Annotated in this window: 14 protein-coding genes, 4 tRNA genes, 4 rRNA genes and 1 pseudogene; 17 read left to right on the top strand and 6 right to left on the bottom strand. The window is 46.1% G+C overall.

The features are described from left to right. Positions 1–10: 10 nt before the first annotated feature. Together EAE30_RS16610 and pepA are read right to left on the bottom strand one after the other, a co-directional pair. The gene (locus tag EAE30_RS16610) at positions 11–460 is read right to left on the bottom strand and encodes a DNA polymerase III subunit chi (protein WP_123016914.1); all 450 of its coding nucleotides are present in this window, start codon (positions 458–460) and stop codon (positions 11–13) included. Between the two features lie 63 nt (positions 461–523). Then, the gene (gene pepA / locus EAE30_RS16605) at positions 524–2,032 is read right to left on the bottom strand and encodes a leucyl aminopeptidase (protein ID WP_123016913.1); all 1,509 of its coding nucleotides are present in this window, start codon (positions 2,030–2,032) and stop codon (positions 524–526) included. A gap of 191 nt (positions 2,033–2,223) precedes the next feature. On the opposite strand from pepA, the gene lptF reads away from it, so the two are divergent. The 12 genes from lptF to rrf (EAE30_RS16545) all read left to right on the top strand — a co-directional run bounded on the left by lptF (position 2,224) and on the right by rrf (EAE30_RS16545) (position 13,832). Continuing rightward, positions 2,224–3,324, top strand: coding sequence for an LPS export ABC transporter permease LptF (gene lptF, locus EAE30_RS16600; RefSeq protein ID WP_123016912.1), 1,101 nt, complete (start codon positions 2,224–2,226; stop codon positions 3,322–3,324). A 3-nt stretch (positions 3,325–3,327) separates the two neighbouring features. Next, positions 3,328–4,398, top strand: coding sequence for an LPS export ABC transporter permease LptG (gene lptG, locus EAE30_RS16595; RefSeq protein ID WP_123016911.1), 1,071 nt, complete (start codon positions 3,328–3,330; stop codon positions 4,396–4,398). 199 nt (positions 4,399–4,597) lie between these two features. Further along, positions 4,598–5,710: a glycerol dehydrogenase gene (locus EAE30_RS16590; protein ID WP_123016910.1), complete on the top strand. Its 1,113-nt coding sequence runs from the start codon at positions 4,598–4,600 to the stop codon at positions 5,708–5,710. A 254-nt stretch (positions 5,711–5,964) separates the two neighbouring features. Then, positions 5,965–6,049: transfer RNA gene (locus EAE30_RS16585), tRNA-Leu, on the top strand. Positions 6,050–6,365: 316 nt separating this feature from the next. Beyond that, entirely contained in the window at positions 6,366–7,628 is a 1,263-nt protein-coding gene (locus EAE30_RS16580) for a cyclic di-GMP phosphodiesterase (RefSeq protein WP_123016909.1), read from the top strand. A 577-nt stretch (positions 7,629–8,205) separates the two neighbouring features. Further along, positions 8,206–9,749, top strand: a 16S ribosomal RNA gene (locus EAE30_RS16575). A 69-nt stretch (positions 9,750–9,818) separates the two neighbouring features. Further along, positions 9,819–9,895 (top strand) — tRNA-Ile (locus EAE30_RS16570). Between the two features lie 90 nt (positions 9,896–9,985). After that, positions 9,986–10,061 (top strand) — tRNA-Ala (locus EAE30_RS16565). 343 nt (positions 10,062–10,404) lie between these two features. Then, a 23S ribosomal RNA gene (locus tag EAE30_RS16560) occupies positions 10,405–13,294 on the top strand. A gap of 130 nt (positions 13,295–13,424) precedes the next feature. After that, positions 13,425–13,540: ribosomal RNA gene (gene rrf, locus EAE30_RS16555) — 5S ribosomal RNA — on the top strand. Positions 13,541–13,594: 54 nt separating this feature from the next. Continuing rightward, positions 13,595–13,671, top strand: a tRNA-Thr gene (locus EAE30_RS16550). Positions 13,672–13,716: 45 nt separating this feature from the next. Continuing rightward, positions 13,717–13,832: ribosomal RNA gene (gene rrf / locus EAE30_RS16545) — 5S ribosomal RNA — on the top strand. The 16S, 23S and 5S rRNA genes sit together here with 3 tRNA genes alongside, the layout of an rRNA operon. A gap of 198 nt (positions 13,833–14,030) precedes the next feature. Here rrf (EAE30_RS16545) and leuD read toward each other — a convergent pair. Genes leuD through leuA form a run of 4 tightly spaced genes read right to left on the bottom strand, consistent with a single transcriptional unit; the run spans position 14,031 to position 18,780 of the window. After that, positions 14,031–14,633, bottom strand: a complete 603-nt coding sequence (gene leuD / locus EAE30_RS16540; RefSeq protein WP_123016908.1) for a 3-isopropylmalate dehydratase small subunit — start codon at positions 14,631–14,633, stop codon at positions 14,031–14,033. A 14-nt stretch (positions 14,634–14,647) separates the two neighbouring features. Continuing rightward, a complete protein-coding gene (gene leuC / locus EAE30_RS16535) occupies positions 14,648–16,054 on the bottom strand; it encodes a 3-isopropylmalate dehydratase large subunit (RefSeq protein WP_123016907.1) in 1,407 nt (468 codons plus the stop codon). 53 nt (positions 16,055–16,107) lie between these two features. After that, the gene (gene leuB / locus EAE30_RS16530) at positions 16,108–17,199 is read right to left on the bottom strand and encodes a 3-isopropylmalate dehydrogenase (protein WP_123016906.1); all 1,092 of its coding nucleotides are present in this window, start codon (positions 17,197–17,199) and stop codon (positions 16,108–16,110) included. A 33-nt stretch (positions 17,200–17,232) separates the two neighbouring features. Beyond that, complete coding sequence (gene leuA / locus EAE30_RS16525; RefSeq protein ID WP_123016905.1) at positions 17,233–18,780, bottom strand: 2-isopropylmalate synthase; 1,548 nt, start codon at positions 18,778–18,780, stop codon at positions 17,233–17,235. A 502-nt stretch (positions 18,781–19,282) separates the two neighbouring features. Here leuA and EAE30_RS16520 point away from each other — a divergent pair. From EAE30_RS16520 to EAE30_RS19270, 5 genes and pseudogenes are all read left to right on the top strand, one after another. Beyond that, entirely contained in the window at positions 19,283–19,816 is a 534-nt protein-coding gene (locus tag EAE30_RS16520; protein ID WP_123016904.1) for a phosphatase PAP2 family protein, read from the top strand. Continuing rightward, positions 19,813–20,880, top strand: coding sequence for an MJ1255/VC2487 family glycosyltransferase (locus tag EAE30_RS16515; protein ID WP_123016903.1), 1,068 nt, complete (start codon positions 19,813–19,815; stop codon positions 20,878–20,880). The genes EAE30_RS16520 and EAE30_RS16515 overlap by 4 nt, the downstream gene beginning before the upstream one ends. Positions 20,881–21,274: 394 nt before the next feature. Continuing rightward, positions 21,275–22,243 carry a transcriptional regulator LeuO gene (gene leuO, locus EAE30_RS16510; protein ID WP_123016902.1) on the top strand — a complete coding sequence of 323 codons (969 nt, stop codon included), beginning with the start codon at positions 21,275–21,277 and terminating at the stop codon, positions 22,241–22,243. Between the two features lie 165 nt (positions 22,244–22,408). Continuing rightward, positions 22,409–23,610 (top strand): annotated as a pseudogene (locus EAE30_RS16505) (AMP-dependent synthetase/ligase); the annotation flags it as partial. Next, positions 23,593–24,189: a hypothetical protein gene (locus EAE30_RS19270; RefSeq protein ID WP_453891958.1), complete on the top strand. Its 597-nt coding sequence runs from the start codon at positions 23,593–23,595 to the stop codon at positions 24,187–24,189. The pseudogene EAE30_RS16505 and the gene EAE30_RS19270, both read left to right, overlap by 18 nt. The last annotated feature ends 247 nt before the right edge of the window (positions 24,190–24,436 follow it).

The following is a 24,436-nucleotide window of genomic DNA, read 5'->3' as shown; positions in this document are numbered from 1 at the left end:
GGAGGAACAACTAAGGGTATTGAATCTCGATAGTTTGCAGTTGATACCCTGCTTGGCGATAGCGTTTATACCGCGCTCGAGCTCGCTGTTTAGCATTTTCTTCGCAATGTACGAAGTCTATCACTTCCGTTAAGTTTTGCGCAAAGGTTGTCTGATTATCCGCCAGATTTATTGCCAATTGTCGATGAAAAGAGGCGCGTACGCCAGGGTGGCCAATTTCGACATGGGTGCCATATCGGGGTCCTTCACCAACGAGGTTATGTCCAATAAATGCGTCGGGTTCGGCTTGCCATAAGTGTTCAGCAAATTCTTCAGCATGAGCTTGGTCATTACATTGCAGATACACTTTCGCGCCTTGTTTGACAAAGTGACGGATGAGAAATAACACATACTCTTCAAACCCCGCCTTATTGGCTTGTGGACTGTCAGCCTTGACGATATAGAATGTCGCGGTTGCCATAGCTTACCCTTACGTCGATAGAAGAAAATAAAAAAGGACCCTGAGGCCCTTTTTTTGAGGTTGTTATTCCTCAGTGTCTAGGCCACTTCGATTGAGTAAGAACTGGACCAGCATTGAGACAGGGCGCCCAGTCGAGCCTTTTGCCGCGCCAGATTTCCATGCGGTACCTGCAATATCAATATGTGCCCAATTATACTTTTTAGTAAACTTAGACAAGAAGCAACCAGCCGTAATGGCACCACCTGGGCTACCACCGATGTTGGCCATGTCAGCAAACGGACTTTTCAATTGCTCATGGTACTCATCGGTCATCGGTAATCGCCATGCACGGTCACTGGCTTGCTCTGATGCATTCACCAACTCGTGAGCTAATGGGTTGTGGTTCGCGACAACGCCACTGATGTGGTGTCCTAAAGCGACGACACACGCTCCCGTCAATGTTGCAACATCAACCACGCAATCGGGTTCAAAGCGTTCAACGTACGTTAAAGCATCACATAATACCAAGCGGCCTTCAGCATCAGTATTTAAGACTTCGACAGTTTGACCAGACATAGTGGTAAGGATGTCACCTGGACGATAGGCGTCGTTTCCTGGCATATTTTCACAGCCAGCTAAAATGCCCACGACATTGATGGGTAGGTTCATTTCGGCCAAGGCTTTCATGGCACCAAATACAGAGGCCGCGCCACACATGTCGTATTTCATTTCATCCATATTCGCGCCTGGCTTCAATGAAATACCGCCTGAGTCAAACGTCAGGCCTTTACCAACTAAGACAATTGGATTGGCTTCTGAGTTGGGATTACCTTTGTACTCAATCACGGACATCATCGATTCGTTTTTCGAACCGCGACCGACTGCGAGGTAAGAGTACATGCCCAACTTATCCATTTCTTCTTCACCAATGATTTTGGTTGAAACGGTTGAGTAGTCGTCCGCAAGGCGACGTGCTTGTGAAGCCAGATAAGCCGGAGTGGCAATATTGGGTGGCATATTACCAAGGTCTTTACATGCTCGAACGCCTGATGCGATCGAAAGACCATGATTAATCGCTTTTTCCCCGAGCGTCAATTCGCGGCGTGTGGGTACATTAAACACCAGCTTGCGTAATGGACGACGAGTTTCTGGCTTGACCGATTTGAACTGATCAAATGTGTACAAGCTGTCTTGTGTTGCTTCCACGGCTTGACGAACTTTCCAGTACGTGTCGCGGCCTTTAACATGAAGTTCTGTTAAAAAGCAGACCGCTTCCATCGAGCCGGTTTCATTAAGATTACTAATGGTTTTTTGAATAATTTCTTTATACTGGCGCTCACCCAGTTCGCGTTCTTTACCACAACCAACAAGCAATACGCGCTCAGACAGTACGCCAGGAACTTGATGCAAAAGTAGCATCTGGCCTGGTTTACCCTCTAAATCACCGCGACGTAGTAGTGAGCTTAAATAGCCATCACTGATCTTATCGAGTTGTTCTGCCACTGGAGAAAGACGGCGCGGTTCAAAGACACCGACGACGATACATGCGCTACGCTGCTTCTCTGGGCTGCCACTTTTTACACTGAACTCCATGCGTACTCCTACATCCTAAAGACAAATAGAACTAAATGTTAGATAATGAACTCTTACTTATTGGATCCTTATAAGGTTCTACCTTTTAATGTAGAATGCTAACACTTAGCTAAAATTTCGAAAATAAAAGGTTCAACGAGAAATTATAGTGATTCAACTAAAAAAACAAGTTTTGTATAGGTAATTTCAGCGTGATTATTGTCCGATATTTGATCAGAGAGGCATTAAAGAGTCAGCTAGCCATCTTTTTTGTGCTCTTTCTAGTATTTCTGAGCCAGAAGTTTATTCGTGTTTTAGCGGAAGCTTCTGATGGTGAGATTCCTGCACGAATGATTTTGTCTATCGTGGGGTTGAACATGCCTGCGATGGGATTACTCATGCTACCGTTGAGTTTGTATATTGGTATCTTGCTCACCTTCGGGCGTTTGTACGCAGAAAGTGAAATTACCGTAATGAATGCAACGGGCATTGGTAATAAATTTTTAATTCAGGCCGCCCTAGCACTGGCTCTGATCACGTCTGGTGTGGCGGCGTTTAACTCGTTTTGGTTGTCGCCATGGGGCCAAGATAAAGTCGCGCAGTTAATGGAAAAGCTGTCATCAGAAAACAGCGTTGATTTATTGCAAAAAGGGCAATTTCAGCGCTCTCCAGATGGCTCATCGGTGGTGTTTATCGATGATATCAATAACCATAAGTTATCCAACGTGTTTGTCGCCCAATTGACGCCTAAAGATTCGGTGATGCCCAGTGTGATGTTTTCCGATTCTGGCGAAGTCAAAGATTTGAGTGATGGTCGCCAAGTGATCTCCATGCATAATGGGACACGCTATGAAGGGGTGCCGACACGCGTGAATTATATGATCACGACCTTCGATCAATATCAGGGCTTAATTGGGCAAAGAAAGGTCAAGCACGAAGACCGCGATTGGGAAGCGATTCCAACACTACAGCTATTGCATAATGCGCACCCGAAAGCGCAAGCGGAATTGCAGTGGCGTATTTCACTGGTGGTGTGTATTCCACTGCTCACGATGCTGGTGGTCCCGCTGTCGGCGGTCAATCCACGTCAAGGTCGCTTTGCTAAAATGGGACCTGCGATTTTAATTTATTTGGCTTATTTCCTTGCGATCAGTGCCACGAAGTCCGCCATTGAAGATGGTTCGATTCCGACCGCATTAGGCATGTGGCCAATCAATGGATTACTGTTGCTTGCCGCCTTGGCGATTAACTCGCTAGATAGTGTCGCGGTCAGAAAATTCAAAGATAAATTCAGAAAGAGAAAGGTGGCGTAAGTCATGTTTAAGATTTTAGACTTTTATATTGGTCGAACCATCATCTCTACATCAGCGTTAGTGCTGGTGACCTTTGTTGGGTTGTCGGGCATCATTAAGTATGTTGATCAGCTACGCAAAGTCGGTAAAGGGACGTACGACCTTTTACATGCGCTGTACTTTGTGATTTTGAGTATTCCACGCGATATTGAAATGTTCTTTCCACTCGCGGCCTTACTGGGCGCATTGATTGGGTTGGGCATGTTGGCGTCAAGTTCTGAACTGGTTGTCATGCAAGCGGCCGGCTATTCAAAGCTACAAATTGGTTTGTCAGTGTTAAAAACCGCGATTCCATTGATGTTGCTCATTACTTTATTGGGCGAATGGGGCGCGCCTCAAGCGCAAAAATTAGCGCGTGACATGCGAGCGTTTGAAACGTCTGGCGGTAAAATATTATCGGTGCGCAGCGGGGTGTGGGCTCGCGATGCCAATGACTTTATTTTTATCACGAAAATCAACGATGATAAGTTATATGGTGTCAACATTTGGCGTTTTAATGACAATAAGAAACTGACTGAGGTTGTGTTTTCTAAAGAAGTGGATTATGACAGTGGTCATCATTGGACCATGAAAAACGCCATCCTCACCAATATGAAAAATAATGTAGAAATTTCTAAAAAGGTGATTCCATCGTATCAATGGGACACGACCTTAGAGCCGGATAAGTTGAAAGTGGTGACCGTGAAACCCGAAGAATTGTCTTTGAGTGGGCTGTATAGTTACGTGGGGTATTTGAAATCATCGGAACAAGATGCCTCACGCTACGACTTAGCATTCTGGCGTAAGGTGACTCAACCATTCTCAATTGCCGTTATGATGTTAATGGCACTGTCGTTTATTTTTGGCCCATTACGTAGTGTCACCATGGGGGCGAGAATTTTATCCGGAGTGATCGCTGGCTTTTCTTTTTATATCTCCAGTGAGTTCTTTGGACCGTTGAGCTTAGTTTATGGATTCCCCCCAGCGCTCGGAGCAACGGCGCCTAGTTTGGTCTTTTTGACCGTGGCCCTGATTTTAATGCGGCGCAAAGCCTAGACCTGTCTAATTTGCCATCGTCACAGTTTAAGAAGAGAAAACGCTCAGCGTTTTCTCTTCTTTTTTTGTATAAACCAAAGAGCAGCGCCAATTAATATAGATGAATATGCTTTAGATCAAAGAATCAAAAAAAAGTGCGCGGTATCATATGCAATAAATTTACTAGATAACAATTTGTTAGATCATTAAGGAGCAACACATGGATATGACTCCACGGACAGTCACCTCACCGAAGAAGTTTGTGATTGGCACCAATTTACTCGCTCAGTTACCCGATTACGTAAAAGATTTTGGTAGTAACGCATTTATTATCTGTGATGAATTTATCCTTGAGAGAGTGCAACAAGAAGCGATTTCTTCGATTGAAAAAACGCAGGGGTTGACCGCAACGGCTGAAAAATTTCAGTATGAGTGCACGCAAAAAGAAGTCGATCGTAATATTGCGTTGGCGAAAGAAACACAGGCCAATGTGATTGTCGGTGTTGGTGGCGGTAAAACATTAGATACCGCTAAGGCCGTTGCATATCATCAAAAATTACCGGTTATCTTGTACCCGACGATTGCCTCTACCGATGCACCATGTACCGCTCTTTCTGTGATTTATAAAGAAGATGGAGAGTTTGACCATTATCTATTCTTACCGCAAAACCCAGATGCAGTGATTGCTGATACTGATATCCTAGCGGGCGCTCCAACACGCTTCTTTGCTGCTGGGGTGGGGGATGCGTTAGCGACGTATTTCGAAGCGCGTGCATGTTATCAATGTGATGGTGTGAATTTGGTATTGAAAAAACCATCACGCACGGGTCTAGGCTTAGCACGTTTGTGTTATGACGTATTGAGTGAAAATGTTGAAGCCGCTATGGATGCGCTCAAAAATAAAGTTTCGACGCCAGCGCTTGAACAAACCATAGAAGCAACGATTTATTTAAGTGGTGTCGGGGCAGAGTCTGGTGGACTTGCCGCTGCTCATGCCGTTAATAATGGTATGTCAGCCGTTCCGGATCTACATAAAGCACAACACGGTGAGAAAGTGGTATTTGGGTTGCTGACTCAACTGGTGTTAGAAAACGCACCGAAAGAAGAAATTGACAATGTTGTCCGTATTATTAAAACCGCAGGCTTGCCATTAACGCTTGAAGATATGGGCTTACAAAAATTTGTTGAGTCTGAATGGCGTAAAGTGGCCGCGATTGCTTGTGATAAAGATGACACCATGGGGAACATGGTCAAAGCAGTGTCTGAAACAGACGTGTATAATGCTATGGTAGCGGCCAATAACATGGCGCATCGTTACAAAGCGCAAGATTAGTCGTGGTGTGAACCATTAAGATCTGGCCTTTATGATAAGTCTTGGCCCTCTGTGGAGAGGGCCAAGTGAGTTATCAAGGGGGAGCATCCAAATTTTTGGCTTTTGTATTGCCGGTTTTGCCTGAAAAATATCCAGTTTTAGATGTTGGTGAATAAATAACGAGCAGTTGATTGATTAAATTGAAATTTTTATTGCACACCCTCGATTCTTACGTATAATGCCAGTCAACAAGTAAGGGGGAGCCCCCTGAAAATGCCACTGTGATGGAATTGGTAGACATGACGGATTCAAAATCCGTTGCCTTCGGGCGTGGCGGTTCAAGTCCGCCCAGTGGTACCAAATTAACAAAAAAAGCCTCAACGAATGTTGAGGCTTTTTTGTATCTGTCGAATACCTTCCAGCGATCATGCTCAATAACGTCTCGCCCAACACTGATGCTATAAATGTTGTTCCTTGCAGGATACCGTTATGTACCCGTCCCAGTGCTAAGGCTATATATCTTTATATGAGTGTACTGAGCCAATACTCGCGACGCGTTCCTTACGAATATGTCATTGCTCGCCCGCAAATTCCTGAACAGAGTAGTGGTACTGATGCGTTTCTTGCGTCATATTGTATAGACGAAAGATAAAAATGTGTGTGATGGTATAAAAGAGTGGCCAGTATTAAAATCAATGTTAATCGACTCCAGCCTGGTTTGCATATTCGTCTGCCTGTGAAGTGGAACGACCACCCTTTCCTTCTGAATAGCTTCAAATTGAAATCACAAGAGCAGATTACCCTAATTAAGCATTTAGGGATTGAGTACGTGTTTTTAAATCCTAATCAAAGCTCGGTGGAGCCTGTACCACCCCCGAAGCAGGAAGAAATAAGAGAGAATACCGAAGAAGAAAACCAAGCGATGAGTGCAGAGGTCGATAAACTCTGGCTGGAGAAGCAAGAGCGTATCGAAAAGCTCAATGCGTATCGTCGTCGTATTAAGGTTGTTGAGCAAGAATTTGAGCGTTCGCTTGCCAGAATGCGTTCCGTGATGAATAAAATTCGCAGCCGTCCAATGGATGCGGTAAATGAAGCGACGGTCTTGGTTGAAGATGTTGTCGATACGTTACTCAGTGATGAGCATGTCACATTGCATTTAATGAATAGCGACAGTGAATTTGAAGACATTTACTTTCATTCATTGAATGTCGCGATTATTGCGATGATGATCGGTAAAGCGAAAGGCTATTCGGCAGAGCAGCTTAAAGAACTCGCCTTTGCCTGCTTATTCCATGATATGGGAAAAGTCAGAGTACCCACGGCTATTTTGCGTAAAACCACACCACTTAATGGCCCAGAAACTAACTATCTCAAGTTACATACCAAGTATGGCTTAGAGATCGCAGATAACATTGAAGGGTTTTCACCTGTCGCGCGTACCGTAATAGAGCAGCATCATGAGCTTAATGATGGTTCTGGATATCCCAACGGATTGCGAGAAGAGGAGATTGATGAATTGGCTAAAGTGGTAGCGGTAGCGAATACCTTTGATAACTTATGCCATTCGCAAGTGCCAAGCGAACAGAAAATTCCGTATATCGCACTATCGTACTTATTTAAGAACTGCAAGCATCTCTATGATCAAGAGAGCTTAGCCATACTCGTGAAATTCATGGGGGTTTATCCACCTGGTACGGTTGTACAGTTGTCTAATGGTACGGTGGGGTTAGTGATCTCAGTAAATAGCAATAACCTGCTTTTTCCAAATGTACTGATTTATGATGCTTCCGTGCCTCGTCATCAGGCGCCCATCATTGAGTTAGCAGGTAAAGACATTAAAATAGTTAAAGCGATTTTACCGGCTAAACTCCCAGAAAACATTCGAGAGTACCTAAATCCAAGAGCCAGAGTATCGTATTTCTTTGAAAGTGATTCATAGTTATCCACAAGGAAAAGTGGATAAGGTGTATAAAAACTCTGAGTATTTGAGTATAAGAAAAGGGTTGTTGTTTTATTGGTCGGTCGTGCTTTTTTTATTAAAAAAATACCAACTTTTGCTTGCCAACTTTTATTATCTCCCTATAATGCCCAACCACTGACACGGCAGACGCCACAAGGCTTCAGTCAAGGTCGATGAGGATAAGACATCCTAAAAAAGAAAATTGAAAAAGTGTTTGACACGCTCAATTAAATCTTTAGAATGCACCTCCGCTCTGAAAGAAAACTTCTTTTAAAGCAACGCTCTTTAACAATTTAAACCTATCAATCTGTGTGGGCACTCGTTGATGATAATCAATAGCTTCTTAGGAAGCACAATTGGTTTCAATGAACTGAGTGACCAAAGCTATTAAGAAACAGCCTTGAGCGGTTTTGATTTTACTTTTTCAAAAGTAAAAATAATAGCGGCACAGTCAATTCATTATCATTCTGTTGGAATGATAATAGCTTTAAAATTACGTTCATCTTCGGATGAATTTTAGTTTTGAAGTCAGTATTCATTGAGCCACAAAAAACTTTAATTGAAGAGTTTGATCATGGCTCAGATTGAACGCTGGCGGCAGGCCTAACACATGCAAGTCGAGCGGTAACAGAAAGAAAGCTTGCTTTCTTTGCTGACGAGCGGCGGACGGGTGAGTAATGCCTGGGAAATTGCCTTGATGTGGGGGATAACCATTGGAAACGATGGCTAATACCGCATAACGCCTTCGGGCCAAAGAGGGGGACCTTCGGGCCTCTCGCGTCAAGATATGCCCAGGTGAGATTAGCTTGTTGGTGAGGTAAGAGCTCACCAAGGCGACGATCTCTAGCTGGTCTGAGAGGATGATCAGCCACATTGGGACTGAGACACGGCCCAAACTCCTACGGGAGGCAGCAGTGGGGAATATTGCACAATGGGCGCAAGCCTGATGCAGCCATGCCGCGTGTATGAAGAAGGCCTTCGGGTTGTAAAGTACTTTCAGCAGTGAGGAAGGGGTGGTGTTTAATAGACACCATTCTTGACGTTAGCTGCAGAAGAAGCACCGGCTAACTCCGTGCCAGCAGCCGCGGTAATACGGAGGGTGCGAGCGTTAATCGGAATTACTGGGCGTAAAGCGCATGCAGGTGGTCTGTTAAGTCAGATGTGAAAGCCCGAGGCTTAACCTCGGAATAGCATTTGAAACTGGCAGGCTAGAGTACTGTAGAGGGGGGTAGAATTTCAGGTGTAGCGGTGAAATGCGTAGAGATCTGAAGGAATACCAGTGGCGAAGGCGGCCCCCTGGACAGATACTGACACTCAGATGCGAAAGCGTGGGGAGCAAACAGGATTAGATACCCTGGTAGTCCACGCCGTAAACGATGTCTACTTGGAGGTTGTGGCCTTGAGCCGTGGCTTTCGGAGCTAACGCGTTAAGTAGACCGCCTGGGGAGTACGGTCGCAAGATTAAAACTCAAATGAATTGACGGGGGCCCGCACAAGCGGTGGAGCATGTGGTTTAATTCGATGCAACGCGAAGAACCTTACCTACTCTTGACATCCAGAGAACTTAGCAGAGATGCTTTGGTGCCTTCGGGAACTCTGAGACAGGTGCTGCATGGCTGTCGTCAGCTCGTGTTGTGAAATGTTGGGTTAAGTCCCGCAACGAGCGCAACCCTTATCCTTGATTGCCAGCACTTCGGGTGGGAACTTCAGGGAGACTGCCGGTGATAAACCGGAGGAAGGTGGGGACGACGTCAAGTCATCATGGCCCTTACGAGTAGGGCTACACACGTGCTACAATGGCGCATACAGAGGGCAGCCAACTTGCGAAAGTGAGCGAATCCCAAAAAGTGCGTCGTAGTCCGGATTGGAGTCTGCAACTCGACTCCATGAAGTCGGAATCGCTAGTAATCGTGGATCAGAATGCCACGGTGAATACGTTCCCGGGCCTTGTACACACCGCCCGTCACACCATGGGAGTGGGCTGCAAAAGAAGCAGGTAGTTTAACCTTCGGGGGGACGCTTGCCACTTTGTGGTTCATGACTGGGGTGAAGTCGTAACAAGGTAGCGCTAGGGGAACCTGGCGCTGGATCACCTCCTTACTACGAATGATTATTGCGATGAGTGTTCACACAGATTGATACGGTTTAGAACGTTAAGAGCACCTTAGTGGGTCTGTAGCTCAGCTGGTTAGAGCGCTCGCCTGATAAGCGGGAGGTCGGTGGTTCAAGTCCACTCAGACCCACCAAAATTTCCAGTAACGGCGTTGTTTATTTCGTCGTGTAGCGAACTACACGTCCTCAATAAACGCCTAGTTCCTGAAAATTTTCATCTAGATGGGGCTATAGCTCAGCTGGGAGAGCGCCTGCCTTGCACGCAGGAGGTCTGCGGTTCGATCCCGCATAGCTCCACCATCTTTAAGCATATTGCTGTGCAGTGTTCTTAAAAATGGTGTCTTTGTAAAAAGATACACATTGCTCTTTAACAATTTGGAAAGCTGACAACATACTCTTTTAGAAGAGTATTTGTAAAAGTTCTCAATTGTCTGATTGTCTTTTAATAGAACGGTCAGACAAACAAAAACACATTCAAGTGTTCTTGGATTCACTGTTTTCAGTGAATATTCAAAATTGAGTCCGGCAATATCGAGTCTGCAACATGTCCTTTTTGTCTTCACTTTTCAAAGTGAAAGCAAAGAGTTATGCAGACAAACCTTGGTGATTTGATTCATCAATCCAAAACTTTTTTGGGTTGTATGGTTAAGTGACTAAGCGTACACGGTGGATGCCTTGGCAGTCAGAGGCGATGAAGGACGTACTAACTTGCGATAAGCGTAGATGAGGCAGTAAGAGCCACTTGAGTCTACGATGTCCGAATGGGGAAACCCACCTGCATAAGCAGGTATCATTAACTGAATACATAGGTTAATGAGGCGAACCGGGAGAACTGAAACATCTAAGTACCCCGAGGAAAAGAAATCAACCGAGATTCTGGAAGTAGCGGCGAGCGAAACCGGATTAGCCCTTAAGCCATTTATGCGTCAGGTGAAGTGTCTGGAAAGGCACGCGATACAGGGTGATAGCCCCGTAACCGACAACGCATTTGTGGTGAAATCGAGTAAGGCGGGACACGTGATATCCTGTCTGAATATGGGGGGACCATCCTCCAAGGCTAAATACTCCTGACTGACCGATAGTGAACCAGTACCGTGAGGGAAAGGCGAAAAGAACCCCTGTGAGGGGAGTGAAATAGAACCTGAAACCGTGTACGTACAAGCAGTAGGAGCCTCCTTTGTGGGGTGACTGCGTACCTTTTGTATAATGGGTCAGCGACTTATATTCAGTGGCAAGGTTAACCGTTTAGGGGAGCCGTAGGGAAACCGAGTCTTAACTGGGCGCACAGTCTCTGGATATAGACCCGAAACCGAGTGATCTAGCCATGGGCAGGTTGAAGATTGAGTAACATCAATTGGAGGACCGAACCGACTAATGTTGAAAAATTAGCGGATGACTTGTGGCTAGGGGTGAAAGGCCAATCAAACTCGGAGATAGCTGGTTCTCCCCGAAAGCTATTTAGGTAGCGCCTCGGACGAATACTACTGGGGGTAGAGCACTGTTAAGACTAGGGGGTCATCCCGACTTACCAACTCTTTGCAAACTCCGAATACCAGTAAGTACTATCCGGGAGACACACGGCGGGTGCTAACGTCCGTCGTGGAGAGGGAAACAACCCAGACCGCCAGCTAAGGTCCCAAATTATTACTAAGTGGGAAACGATGTGGGAAGGCTCAGACAGCTAGGATGTTGGCTTAGAAGCAGCCATCATTTAAAGAAAGCGTAATAGCTCACTAGTCGAGTCGGCCTGCGCGGAAGATGTAACGGGGCTAAGTAATAAACCGAAGCTGCGGCAATGCGATTTATCGCATTGGGTAGGGGAGCGTTCTGTAAGCCGTTGAAGGTGGATTGAGAAGTCTGCTGGAGGTATCAGAAGTGCGAATGCTGACATGAGTAACGATAATGGGGGTGAAAAACCCCCACGCCGGAAGACCAAGGGTTCCTGTCCAACGTTAATCGGGGCAGGGTAAGTCGACCCCTAAGGCGAGGCTGAAAAGCGTAGTCGATGGGAAACGGGTTAATATTCCCGTACTTCTTACAATTGCGATGGGGGGACGGAGAAGGCTAGGTGGGCCTGGCGATGGTTGTCCAGGTTCAAGTGCGTAGGCTGAGTATTTAGGTAAATCCGGATACTCAAGGCTGAGACACGACGTCGAGCACCTAAGGGTGTGAAGTCATTGATGCCATGCTTCCAGGAAAAGCCTCTAAGCTTCAGATTGTAAGGAATCGTACCCCAAACCGACACAGGTGGTCGGGTAGAGAATACCAAGGCGCTTGAGAGAACTCGGGTGAAGGAACTAGGCAAAATGGTACCGTAACTTCGGGAGAAGGTACGCTCTATATAGGTGAAGAGACTGGCTCTTGGAGCCGAAAAGAGTCGCAGATACCAGGTGGCTGCAACTGTTTATTAAAAACACAGCACTGTGCAAAATCGTAAGATGACGTATACGGTGTGACGCCTGCCCGGTGCCGGAAGGTTAATTGATGGGGTTAGACTTCGGTCGACGCTCTTGATCGAAGCCCCGGTAAACGGCGGCCGTAACTATAACGGTCCTAAGGTAGCGAAATTCCTTGTCGGGTAAGTTCCGACCTGCACGAATGGCGTAATGATGGCCACGCTGTCTCCACCCGAGACTCAGTGAAATTGAAATCGCTGTGAAGATGCAGTGTACCCGCGGCTAGACGGAAAGACCCCGTGAACCTTTACTACAGCTTGGCACTGAACATTGAACCTACATGTGTAGGATAGGTGGGAGGCTTTGATATACAGACGCTAGTTTGTATGGAGCCGTCCTTGAAATACCACCCTTGTAGTTTTGATGTTCTAACTTGGTTCCCTTATCGGGAATGAGGACAGTGCCTGGTGGGTAGTTTGACTGGGGCGGTCTCCTCCCAAAGAGTAACGGAGGAGCACGAAGGTGGGCTAATCACGGTTGGACATCGTGAGGTTAGTGCAATGGCATAAGCCCGCTTAACTGCGAGAATGACAATTCGAGCAGGTGCGAAAGCAGGTCATAGTGATCCGGTGGTTCTGAATGGAAGGGCCATCGCTCAACGGATAAAAGGTACTCCGGGGATAACAGGCTGATACCGCCCAAGAGTTCATATCGACGGCGGTGTTTGGCACCTCGATGTCGGCTCATCACATCCTGGGGCTGAAGTCGGTCCCAAGGGTATGGCTGTTCGCCATTTAAAGTGGTACGCGAGCTGGGTTTAGAACGTCGTGAGACAGTTCGGTCCCTATCTGCCGTGGGCGTTGGAGAATTGAAAGGGGCTGCTCCTAGTACGAGAGGACCGGAGTGGACGAACCTCTGGTGTTCGGGTTGTGTCGCCAGACGCATTGCCCGGTAGCTAAGTTCGGGATCGATAACCGCTGAAAGCATCTAAGCGGGAAGCGAGCCTTGAGATGAGTTCTCCCTGGCGCTTTAAGCGTCCTAAAGGGTTGTTCGAGACTAGAACGTTGATAGGCAGGGTGTGTAAGCGTTGTGAGGCGTTGAGCTAACCTGTACTAATCGCCCGTGAGGCTTAACCATACAACACCAAAAAGGTTTTGTAACGGACTCAAATGAGTACTTGAGTGTGTGAGAACGGCTTTGTAGAAGTCATAAAAACAGCTTTCCAGATTGCATGAGTATCGCGTAAGCGGTAGTCATAAAGAATTTGCTTGGCGACCATAGCATTTTGGCCCCACCTGATCCCATGCCGAACTCAGAAGTGAAACGAAATAGCGCCGATGGTAGTGTGGGGCTTCCCCATGTGAGAGTAGGTCATCGCCAAGCTTTAATTTTTTGAAAGAGCCCGTGTCAAGCACGGGCTTTTTTAATAAAAACAATGCTGATATAGCTCAGTCCGGTAGAGCGCATCCTTGGTAAGGATGAGGTCCCCAGTTCGAGTCTGGGTATCAGCACCACGAATACAATTTACTAGGTTATCATACGTAGTAATAAAGAATTTGCTTGGCAACCATAGCATTTTGGCCCCACCTGATCCCATGCCGAACTCAGAAGTGAAACGAAATAGCGCCGATGGTAGTGTGGGGTTTCCCCATGTGAGAGTAGGTCATTGCCAGGCTTGATTTTGAAAATCCCAGCTTTTAGCTGGGGTTTTTTCGTTTATGACACTTTGCAGAGTTTATAACCCTAACATGGCCATAGTTTTCTTTGTGTTGATATGTTGTCTTTGAGAGCAGCTCAATGTGCGAAAGGATGTGTGACTAGGTGGTGACATAAAAAAAGCTGCGAGGTCATCGCAGCTTTTTGATTTGAGGGATTAGCGCAGAAAAGCAGGAATACTGGCTTCAAACGCGGCAATCTCATCGGCATGTTGCAGAGTTAGCCCAATACTGTCGAGACCATTGAGTAAACAGTGGCGACGAAACTCATCAATTTGAAAGGTATAGCTTTTTTCGGTGGTATTTACCGTCATACTTTCCAAATCAACCGTCACTCTGGCGTCGTGATGCTTCTCCACGTAAGCAAACAGTTCGTCTACTTCGTCGTCAGAGAGCTGTACGGGAACCATTTGATTATTGATGGCATTTCCGTAAAAAATATCGGCAAAACTAGGCGCGATGATCACTTGTATTCCGTAATCAGCCAGCGCCCAAGGAGCATGTTCACGCGATGAACCACAACCAAAGTTCTCACGCGCAAGCAAAATACTTGCCCCTTGATACTGTGGTTTGTTTAAGACGAACTCTGGGTTCGGTTGTTGCCCAGCATCATCCAGAAAACGCCAATCATGGAATAGATGTTTACCAAATCCAGTCCGGGTGACTTTTTGCAAAAATTGTTTCGGAATGATGGCATCAGTATCAACGTTCGCTGCATCGAGAGGGACAACCAACCCTGTATGTTGTTTAAATCCTGACATGTTAGAAATCCTTGTTAGTGAATGCTACGAATATCGACAAAGTGACCGGCAATCGCTGCGGCTGCAGCCATGGCAGGGCTGACTAGGTGCGTTCTTCCCGCACGTCCTTGACGACCTTCAAAGTTGCGGTTAGACGTTGACGCACAACGTTCTCCGGGACCCAAGCGGTCATTGTTCATGGCTAAGCACATAGAACAGCCGGGTAGGCGCCATTCGAAGCCCGCAGCCAACAAGATTTTATCTAACCCTTCCTGTTCTGCCTGAGCTTTGACTTGCTCAGACCCCGGAACAACCAATGCTTGTACATGGTCTGCTACACGCTTGCCTTTCGCTACGGCCGCCGCAGCGCGAATATCTTCAATACGCGAGTTAGTACATGATCCGACAAATACTTTATCGATAGGGTATTCGGATAGCTTAGTGCCTCCTTTCAATCCCATATACGTTAACGCTTTCTCAGCAGACGCTTTTTCGACTGGATCGGAGAAGTCATCGGGGGATGGAATGATGCCATCGATTAACATGACTTGTCCTGGGTTGGTCCCCCACGTGACTTGAGGTCGAATATCTTTGGCATCCAATGTCACAACGTGATCAAACTGTGCATCATCATCTGTTTTCAATGTTTTCCAGTAATCAACTGCGGCCTGCCAGTTTTTGCTATCCGGGGCATAACGACGGTCTTTAATGTAATCAAACGTGGTTTCATCAGGGGCGATCAGTCCGGCTTTCGCGCCTAATTCAATCGCCATGTTACACACGGTCATACGACCTTCCATAGAGAGATCACGAATGGCCTCACCACAGAATTCCACCACATATCCGGTTCCACCGGCCGAGGTGGTTTTGCCTATGATGGCTAGAACGATGTCTTTTGCTGTGATGCCTTCGGCGACTTTGCCTTTCACTTCAATTTTCATTGTTTTAGCACGCGCTTGCTTCAATGTTTGTGTGGCAAGAACATGCTCCACCTCGGAGGTCCCAATACCAAATGCTAGCGAGCCGAATGCTCCGTGTGTTGCCGTATGGGAGTCACCGCAGACAATTGTCATTCCCGGTAGCGTAATACCAAGCTCTGGTCCCATAACGTGGACAATACCTTGATACTTATGATTGATATCAAACAGCGTCACACCAAACTCTTCACAGTTTTGCGACAAGGTTTCCATTTGGATACGAGCCATTTCACCTGAGGCATTGATGTCTTTTGTAGTGGTGGAAACGTTGTGATCCATCGTCGCAAAAGTTTTGCTAACTTGGCGAACAGGACGTCCTTTTTCACGCAACCCATCGAATGCTTGTGGGGAAGTCACTTCATGAACTAAGTGACGGTCGATGTACAGAATTGGGTTTTCACCCTCCGCTTCGACGGCAATATGCGCGTCGTAGATTTTTTCATAAAGTGTTTTTGCTTTTGACATTGCTGTATTCCTTTAACTCGCAGAACTTCGGGCAACTAGGTTGCCCTGACTGATTATTCGTTCGAAATATAGTTGGCGATGATGTCGCCCATTTCACTGGTAGACAGTGCGGGTTTATCACCAGCAAGATCGCCTGTTAATTGTCCTGCTGCGAGCGCTTTGCCCACCGCGGCTTCAATATCTTGAGCCGCTTGCTCTTCACCTAAGCTGTAACGCAGCATCAATGCGGCCGATAGAATTTGTGCAACTGGGTTGGCAATGTTCTTCCCAGCAATATCTGGGGCGCTGCCACCCGCGGGCTCAAATAGTCCAAATTTGCTTTCGTTGATGCTGGCTGAGGGCAGCATTCCCATCGAGCCGGTAATCATCGCACACTCATCAGATAAAATGTCACCAAACAAGTTTGAACACAGCACCACATCAAATTGTGCCGGGTCTTTGATTAACTGCATGGTCGCGTTGTCGATGTACATGTGGGTAAGTTCGACATCGGGGTACTCTTTAGCAATGTTCGTTACCACTTCACGCCACAATATTGAGCTTTGCAGCACGTTGGCTTTGTCAATGGAGCACACCTTCTTTGTTCGTAATTGAGCGGATTCAAACGCAATGCGAGCAATCCGTTCAATCTCATAACGATGGTACACCTCGGTATCAAATGCTTTTTCGTCGGCCCCTGAGCCTTCACGACCTTTAGGTTGTCCGAAGTAAATACCACCAGTCAGCTCGCGAACGACCACAATATCAAAGCCTGCTGCTGAAATATCGGCACGCAGAGGGGAGAAGCTCTCTAACCCAGTGTGAATTTGTGCTGGACGTAGATTACAAAACAACTGGAAGTGTTTACGTAACGGTAATAATGCCCCTCGTTCAGGCTGATCATTGGGCGGTAAATTTGCCCACTTAGGCCCCCCGACGGAACCAAATAGAATGGCATCCGATTCTTCGCAGGCAGCAAGCGTGCTATCTGGAAGCGGTTTACCGTGGTTATCAATCGCAATGCCGCCGATGTCATATTCAGTGCGCTCGAACGTCAGTTGATATTTGGTTTCTATTGCGTCCAAAACTTTGTTCGCTTGCTGCATTACTTCTGGGCCAATCCCGTCTCCCGGCAAAACGGCGATTTTATGTGTTGTGTTTGTCATGCGAATCCTATTCGTCGTAATGGTTTTTTATTTTTATGCTTCAGTGCATTGGCGCTGTTTAATCTGCTCGATTTCATCAGCACGGTGTAAGCTGTTAATGACATGCAATAGCGCTTCCCCTGCGGCCTCAACAATGTCTGTTGAGACGCCAGTTCCATGATATTTGCGTCCTTTATAGTTAGCAATAATATCCGCTTGACCCAGCCCATCTTCGCCTTCACCTTTCGCAGTCAAATCGAACTTATCTAGGGTGATGTCGTAGCCCGTGACACGATAGATACATTGGTATAAAGCATCTACCGGACCATTTCCGACTGCCGCTTCACACTTCTCTTCATCACCACACTGTAGCTTAATGCTGGTTGTCGCCATTACACTACCAGATTGCACACTCAAATAGTTCAATTTAAAGAAATCATCTTCATCACGTAGGTTGGAGAAGTACATCAGTGATTCAAGATCGTAATCAAAGACTTGGCCTTTTTTATCGGCAAGTTTCAGGAAGCTTTCGTACAAAGCATCCAAATTATAGTCGTCATCTTTATAGCCAAGAATGTCCATATGATTTTTTACCGCGGCTCGACCGCTGCGACTGGTCAGGTTGAGACCTTGATTCTTCAGACCAATCGATTCTGGGGTCATAATTTCATAGGTATTCTTATTCTTTAACATGCCATCTTGGTGAATACCTGAAGAGTGGCTGAATGCATTGGCACCCACAATGGCTTTATTACTTTGAATGGGCATGTTGCACAATTGGCTGACTAACTTACTTGTGCGACTGATTTCTTTGGAATTGATATTGGTTGAAGCAGAGAAGATATCCGCTCGCGTTTGAAGAATCATCGCGACTTCTTCTAGGGCGGTATTACCAGCACGCTCACCCAGTCCGTTAATGGTGCCTTCTACTTGACGTGCGCCTGCTTGCACGGCCGCGATGGAGTTGGCAACCGATAACCCCAAATCATCGTGACAATGGACGGAAATGACCGCTTGATCGATATTGGGAACGCGATTGAAGAGTTGTTCAATAATATGGCCAAACTCGCTAGGAATGGTATAGCCGACGGTATCTGGAATGTTGATGGTTTTCGCGCCTGCGCTGATCGCGGCTTCAACGATACGGCATAAGTTATCAATTGGCGTCCGACCCGCATCTTCACAGGAGAATTCGACATCATTGGTATACTTAAGCGCATGCTTAATCGATTTTGTCGCCATATCGAGTACATCATCAAAGGTACGACGTAGCTTGTCTTGCACATGAATGGTTGAGGTCGATAGGAAGGTATGAATACGAAATTCATCGGCCACTTTCAACGCTTCAGCAGCGGCATCAATGTCTTTCTCAACGGCACGAGCAAGAGCACAGATACGGCTATCTTTGATATTTTCCGCAATGGTTTTTACCGAGTTAAAATCGCCCGGTGAGGAGACGGGAAAACCGGCTTCAATAACGTCAATCCCAAGGCGCTCTAGCGCAAAGGCAATTTGTAATTTCTCTTTGACGGTTAGGCTGGCGGATAGTGCCTGCTCACCATCACGTAGCGTTGTATCAAATAATATGACCTGATCGTTCATGTTCGCGTCCTCGTTGAGAGTTGTCGTGTACTTCCTGAATTTAGTTATAAAAAAACCCGCTTTTGAGCGGGTTTTTATTATTCTGTTTAGTGGCGTTTCTCGCCCACAGCCTACCCGCGCGATATTTTCACGATAAGGAGGAGGTTGAGGAGTTGAGAAAAACGAATTGTCATAGCTGATCAATATTCCACAAAATTTATTTACTAGATTAGTACCGCACTCTGTTTGCTACGTCAACCCTAGAGGTGTTTTTTTGTTCATATATTTATTCATAATGAGATCATTTCCTTGCATGAGTTATCGAAGACTAAGCGTTCTTAACATGATGAATAGGCTGATATAATCAGGGTGAATGAACGGAAATAGGCCTAAAAGTACAAAAAATTCAGAGAGTAAGCTTCATCACTTCGACAAAAAAGAGTCACGGGTTTGTCATATCCATTCACTAACGTTAACGATGTGGTTTCCACATTTGCTATGTTTGGAAAGGAGAATACCAATCATGAGAGTGATTCAGCCTATTGCTAAACTCGACTTGGTCTTGTCATCTTTTTGTTTACAACATCGTTATAGCCATACCATGGCACGCTTTAGTCGAGCAATTTCGCATACGGGAGATGGCCACTTGTACGTCATGTTCGCCATACTTGCTTGGCTGCTTGATGCGGCTCAAGGTCATACCTTTGTGACGGTTGGGCTACTGGCTTTTGCCATTGAACTGCCACTGTATTGGATTCTCAAAAACAGTTTCCAGCGTCGTCGCCCCCAAGAGTTATCGCCGTTACTGCCTACTTTCATTACACCTTCTGATCGCTATAGCTTACCCTCGGGTCATACCGCCGCGGCATTTCTCATGGTCACGGTTATTAGCCATTTTTATCCTGAACTCACCTTATTGATGGTGCTGTGGGGAGGCTGCGTTGGCGGCTCTCGTATTTTACTCGGCGTGCATTTTTTAAGTGATGTCATTATTGGTGCGTTGCTTGGTCATGTCTGTGCGTTGTTGTCGCTGCTTGTTTTGGAGAGCAGCGTATGAAAATTCTGTATGGGGTACAGGGCACAGGTAATGGGCATATTGCGCGAGCGCGAGCGATGAACCAAGCGCTGCGCCGACATGAGCAGGTGGATGTCGACTTCTTATTTACCGGGCGCGACGCTGATAAGTATTTTTCCATGGAAGAATTTGGCGAATATCAAACTCGGCAGGGACTGACGTTTGCCACCCAGAATGGCAAAATCGATTATGGAAAAACCGCGATAAATAACAATCTGCTGCGCGTGTATCAAGACATGCAAGCGCTGGACCTTTCCTCATACGACTTGGTGCTTAACGATTTTGAACCGATTTCTGCTTGGGCGGCAAAAAAGCAGAACATCCCCTCAATTAGTATCAGTCATCAAAATGCATTTCGTTATAACGTACCACTGAAAGGCGCCAGTTGGATGGATAAAATGATCATGCAAAATTTTGCTCCAGCTGATCACCATATTAGCCTGCATTGGTATCACTTTGATCAGCCGATTCTACCGCCGATCATTCATACGTCGTCGTTACCGCCATGTGTGGACAATTTTATTCTGATTTATTTGCCGTTCGAATTGCTGACAGAGGTCATCAACTTAGTTGAACGTTTCTCTCATGAACACTTCATTTGTTACCATCCCGATGTCACCGAGGTGAGCACCTTCAGAAATTTACAGTTACGACCGCTATGCCGAGATGGGTTTCAAGAGCATTTACGCTCATGCGCGGGCGTGATGGCGAATGGTGGCTTTGAGCTGGCCTCAGAAGCCTTATCATTGGGTAAAAAAATGCTACTTAAACCCTTGAGTGGCCAATTTGAACAACAGAGTAATGTTGCCACCTTAGAACACCTCGGGTTAGCCTCCAGCATGGATTACTTAGACCCGTCGGCCGTTCGGCAGTGGCTGGATGAGGCGCCTGGTGAGCGAGTGATCTACCCTAATGTGGCATTCGCGATTTCTGACTGGATCGTGGCCGGAGATTGGGCGCATCAAGACGGACTGTTTCACTCCCTATGGCAGCAAGTTAACTTTCCTCACCGAACGGATTTACACGGTGATTTTGTCTTGAGTTAAGCGTGGTGAGAGTGAGTGTGACCATCAATATCATGCTGTGTTTATTCGAGGTATTGTTTGCCTGAATGTGTTTTATTGCCTTTCTGATTCTCCTTTCTTACAGAAAAATCGCTATGAATTTGATTGTACTCACAATTTATATTTTTTTACAAATTGTTAACTTTATGAATTAAATAACATTTAATTGATGTTGTTATAAAATAACATGAGTTTTTATCAATCGTCTTGCCATTCGTATACGAATTAGTTGATAGTAAGCTCCAAAGTTAATTCATCCAATAAATAATACTGACTCAGGTTATCTATTCGCATTTTACGTTCGGATCTTGTATCCATCGTCCCTAGTTGATGAACGCGAGTTTCTCAACCTTCCCGAGAGAGGCGTAGCCCAGTTATGTTAGAAAAAGTAGAAAATCAGGATGCGATGAGTGCCATCGCGAGCTATCGAATGGAAAGCACGTTACGAGGTGTCGATTTAAATTTATTAACTGTGTTTGATGCGGTGATGCAGGAACAAAATATTACCAGGGCCGCCCATAACTTAAATATGTCGCAACCTGCGGTCAGTAATGCCGTGGCGCGTTTAAAAGTCATGTTCAATGATGAATTGTTCATGCGTCAAGGCCGAGGGATTCAGCCAACCCAGCGAGCGCGTCAGTTGTTTGGACCTATCCGACAAGCGCTGCAATTGATCCGTAATGAGTTGCCGAGTTCGGTTTTCTCACCAGAGACTTCAACACGGCTCTTCAAGTTGGCGATATGCAGTCCCTGTGACATTCGTTTTGCACCTAAAATCATGTCGTCATTACAAGAACAAGCCCCGCACGTTCAATTGCATCTCGATGCCGAGTTTGATCGGCAAATTGCCGAACGTATGCGTTATCAAGAAATCGACTTTGTGATTGATTATGCACGCTTTGACGATCAAGGTTTTTCAAGTGTGGAAATCTTCCGTGATGAGCTTGTCGTGGTGGCATCGAAACATCACCCAAGAATTCATGGCAATATCACCCGTGAAGCATTATTTACTGAAAAGCATGCCAAGCTATCGAAGGTGCATGGACAGCGTAGTTTCTCTGAACAAGCTTATCGGTCACTGGATTGTCGTGTCAGTTATGAAGGAACCAGTTTGAGTAATGTTCTATATGTCGTTAGTCAATCGGAACTGGTGACGATTGCTCCGCGTTGGATGGTGGAACATTCCGAGAATAAAGAACAACTACAAGTGGTGCAATGTCCGTTTGACAATGTGAATATCAGTGGCTATTTAAGTTGGCATGAATCGAGCGAAAAAGACAAAGGCCATATTTGGTTACGCGATCAGTTGATGGTCGTTTGTGGTGACGTCGTCGCGAACGACTGAAGTAATGTCAATATTGTGATTTAGCCCAAGTACCAGAGCGGTACTTGGGTTTTTTTACTTTATAATTCCGTGTTCGCTATGGACACACGTTGCCTTTTTAGACTGTCTCTGTAAACTGTGCCGCCTTGTGATGCCTGTCTTATAGGCCTCTATGGTAGAAATGAGATGACTGAACCAGATTTTCATATTGTAAAAAAAATCCGCCAACATGTACGCGACCATGCCGATCGTAGTGCCATGCAATATCTGCGGGCGCATGAGTGGCGTGATATCTCTTGGACTGACGTTGGAGCACAGCTCGATTCACTGTCATTAGCGTTACTGAGTGCGGGAATCCAAGTTCAAGAAAAAATTGGCATCATGGCGACGAATGAGTCTCGTTGGACACTGACGGATATTGCCGCCATGCAAATCCGCGCCGTTGTGGTACCCATTTACCCAACCAGCCCACGGGATCAAGCGGCATACATTGCCAACAATGCCGATATTAAAATCATGTTCGTCAATGGCCAAGAGCAGCTTGATATGATGTTAGCTTTGTTTCCGACATTACCAATGTTGGAACGCATTGTGCTGATGAGTGATGAACTCGCTTGTCCCGATGTTGATCATGTGCAGAGCTGGCAGTCTTTTATTGATATGGGGCAATGGGGTAAGACTGAGGAGCTGAATGCTCGCTTAAACGCACTGCAACCAACCGATCTTTTTACCCTGATTTATACCTCTGGGACGACAGGGGAGCCGAAAGGGGTGATGCTCAATCACCATAACCTTAATGCCCAGTTGCTGGGCCATGATGAACGCGTCAGCATAACCGAGGACGATGTTTCTTACCGTTATCTCATGTATTTGAGCGCGCTTGGAGCTTATACGTTCTGTATAAAGGGGCAAAGAACTGTTACTTACAAGATGTGCGTTTGGTTCGTGAGGCTCTGCAGCAAGTTGCCCCTCATGTGATGTGTGCAGTGCCTCGCTTCTACGAAAAAATCTATTCTGCGATTCATGAAAAAGTCTCTCAGTCGTCTTGGCTAAAAAGAACCTTGTTCCATTGGGCGCTGAACGTCGGTGGCCAGTTGAGTGCGATGCAAAACAAGCAGCGCCGCCCAAGCCTTTGGCTTGCGCTCAATCATGCGCTTGCTGATCGCCTTGTACTGCGTAAGTTACGTGATTTACTGGGCGGACGGATACGTATGATGCCGTGTGGTGGGGCTAAGTTAGAAGCGGAAATCGGGCGGTTTTTTCATGCCATCGGCATCAACGTAAAGCTCGGCTATGGTATGACGGAAACCACGGCGACGATTTCATGTTGGCCAGACCAAGGATTTGATGCTCATTCCATTGGGGATATCATGCCAAATGTCGAGGTGAAAATTGGCGATGAGAATGAAATCTTGGTCAAAGGTCCTATCGTAATGCAAGGATACTACAAGCTGCCCGACGCGACTCAGAACGCGTTTGATGCACAAGGCTATTTTAAAACTGGCGATGTTGGCCATCTTGCTGACGATGGCACGTTATTTATCACTGATCGCCTGAAAGAGTTGATGAAAACCTCAGGTGGGAAGTACATCGCGCCCCAAAAAATTGAAGGGAAGCTCGGTCAGGATCATTTCATCGAGCAAGTAGCCGTGATTGCCGATACACATAAATTTGTTTCTGCTTTGATTGTTCCGTGTTTTGAAGCCTTGGAAAACTATTCTAAGTCTTTGAATATTCGTTACCATGATCGTTTAGACTTACTAAAGCATCATCAAATCATTGGGTTGTTCGAACAAAGATTGGAGCAACTACAAGCCGAACTGGCGGGCTTTGAACGCGTTAAGCGGTTCACTTTATTGCCGAAAGAGTTTTCACTCGATTTAGGCGAGCTAACCCCCACTCTTAAGCTGCGGCGCAAGGTGATCTCCCTCAACTATGAGGCTGAAATTCAAGCCATGTATCGATAAGGACTCAGTGAAGCTGGCCAAGGGCCAGCTTTTATTTTTCTCGCCTTCCTAGGTTGTAACCGACGAGACGATTGATTCTCACGTCACAATATTTAATGTCATTTTTATCGGATAAAACTGGCATAAATATCACTATGCATTTCATTTTTAGCGGTTTCATTCGTTTTATAAAGCTTACATAGCGCTTTATCTATTTTGTGCGCTGGAGCACGTTAGACCCCCATACGTTTAATCGTTACAGTAACCT

Origin of the sequence: Vibrio zhugei, assembly GCF_003716875.1 — a bacterium.
Lineage (GTDB): Bacteria > Pseudomonadota > Gammaproteobacteria > Enterobacterales > Vibrionaceae > Vibrio > Vibrio zhugei.
This window is presented reverse-complemented; position numbering and strand designations above follow the sequence as displayed.